The 1,988-nt window shown below is 76.0% G+C and carries 2 protein-coding genes and 1 pseudogene; all 3 read right to left on the bottom strand.

The features are described 5' to 3' along the window. Positions 1-286, bottom strand: a 286-nt coding sequence (locus tag L1885_RS27690) for an anti-sigma factor family protein (protein ID WP_235799890.1), incomplete at its 3' end; no start/stop codon positions are given. Then, complete coding sequence (locus L1885_RS27695; protein WP_235799891.1) at positions 283-867, bottom strand: sigma-70 family RNA polymerase sigma factor; 585 nt, start codon at positions 865-867, stop codon at positions 283-285. The genes L1885_RS27690 and L1885_RS27695, both read right to left, overlap by 4 nt. A 171-nt stretch (positions 868-1,038) precedes the next feature. Beyond that, positions 1,039-1,860: pseudogene (locus tag L1885_RS27700) on the bottom strand (uroporphyrinogen-III synthase); the annotation flags it as partial. Positions 1,861-1,988 lie beyond the last annotated feature (128 nt).

A 1,988-nucleotide genomic window follows, 5' to 3' on the forward strand; every position in this document is an offset into this window, starting at 1 on the left:
CGGCGGCGGCAGGTGGCGGCACGGCCGGCTCCCGGCCGGGCGCGTACGCGTCGGGGGCCGCGGCCCCCGGGAACGCGCCGGGGCCGTCGGCGAGCAGCGCCAGCATGGGCTCCATGCCGGAGAACTCCTCCAGCCGGGCCGCGCACAGCTCGCAGCCCGCCAGGTGTTCCTCGAACGCGGTGGCGTCGGCCTCGTCGAGCACGCCCAGGACGTAGGCGCCGACCGCGTCGTGCAGCGGACCGTCCTCGTCGGCGCCGGAGACGCCGGAAACGTCGTGCGTCGTCATGCCGAGACCCCCCTCTCCTCCAACGCGAGCTTCATGGAACGGAGCGCGTAGAAGACCCGCGACCTCACCGTCCCACTGGGTATGCCGAGCGTCTCGGCCGCCTCGTTGACCGTCCGCCCCTTGAAGTACGTCTCGATCAGTACTTCGCGGTGTGCGGGTGTCAGGTCCTCGAGTGCGTCCGAGAGCGTCATCAGCCAGAGCGCCTTGTCGATCTCGTCCTCCGCGGGCATGACCTCGAGCGGCGACGGGTCGACCTCCTGCGGCCTGGCCTGCCTGCTCCGGTGGCCGTCGATGACGATACGGCGTGCCACCGTGACCAGCCAGGGGCGGACGGATCCCGTCGTCCGATCCAGCTGCCCCGCATTCTTCCAGGCGCGGATGAGCGTCTCCTGCACGACGTCCTCCGCGCGCTGCCGATCGCCCGCAACCAGGCGCAGGACGTAGGCGAGGAGAGGGCCGGCGTGCTCCTGGTACAGGGCGCGCATGAGGTCCTCGTCCGGCGCGGCGGAGCCGCGGGGCGCCTCTGTACGGCGCCGGTCCCGCCTGGGACGGCCGTCGGCCACGGCGGCATCCTCGCGCACCCGAACCTCCTGGTCGAGACCTGATGTGGCTGCTTACGCCCTTCACTACGAACGCGGAGGGGCCCGCGCTCAACCCCCGGCGAAAAACTTTCGTGTCCTTCACAACACCGGCGCCGGCACCCGCGGGCCGGGCGCGTCCCGGCGGGCGGGCTCGGACCGTCAGCGGCCGGCCGCGCGGGCGGGCAGCTCGTCGCAGAGCAGCTGGACGAGGGGGCCGAGGCGGAAGCGCTCCGGCTGGAGCGTCGGCACGCCGCGCTCCTCCAGCGGTGCCGCCGTGACGGAACCCACGCAGGCGGCGAGCACGTCGTGGCCGAGCGCCTCCAGCACGGGGCCGAGCACCCCCCGCTCCCCGGCCCGGGCGAGCAGGGACGCGGCGGCGGGCGCGCTGGTGAAGGTGACGGCGTGCACCGTGCGGCGGGTGATCCGGTCGAGGAGGCCGTCGAGCGGCCCGGGGTCGAGCGGCGGCAGCCAGCGGTAGACGGGGACGGCGACGACGTCGGCGCCCGCCGCCGTGAGGGTCTCGCGGAAGGCGTGCAGGGGGTCGCCGTGCAGTTGGAGGGCGATCCGGCGGCCGGCGGCGCCCTCCGCGACGAGCCGCGCCAAGACCTCGGCCAGCGATTCGGAGGCGGGGGCCCAGTCCTCGCGCAGGCCCGCAGCGCGCACCGCGCCGGTCACCTTGGGCCCGCGCGCGTACAGCCGGGCGCCGCGCAGCCGCTCCAGCAGGGCGTCCTGCTCGTCCCAGCCCGCCGCGGCCTCCAGCCAGCCGCGGAAGCCGACGGCGGTGGTGGCGACGACGGTGTCGGGCGGGACCTCGATCAGGGAGCGGGTGGCTGCCCGCAGCCGGGCGTCGTCGGCGAGCGGGACCGTCCGCATGGCGGGGGCGAGGACCGCCTCGCCGCCGCGCCGCGTGATCAGCGCGGCCTGCTCCTCGGCCCGCCGGGCGGCGGTGATCCCCACGGTGAACCCCGCAAGGGGGGTGCCCTGCTCCGCCATGTCGTACCTCTGCGTTCCTGTGCGTTCCGCGCGCCGGCACGCGCCTGCCGCGCCCCCGGCCCCCATTGTCGCGGGGGCCGGAAGCGCGGCGGACAGGAGGCGGCGGTCGGGAGCCCCGCGGGCGCGGC

The sequence above is a fragment of the Streptomyces fuscigenes genome (genome assembly GCF_021556455.1).
In the GTDB taxonomy this organism is placed as follows: Bacteria; Actinomycetota; Actinomycetes; order Streptomycetales; family Streptomycetaceae; genus Streptomyces; species Streptomyces fuscigenes.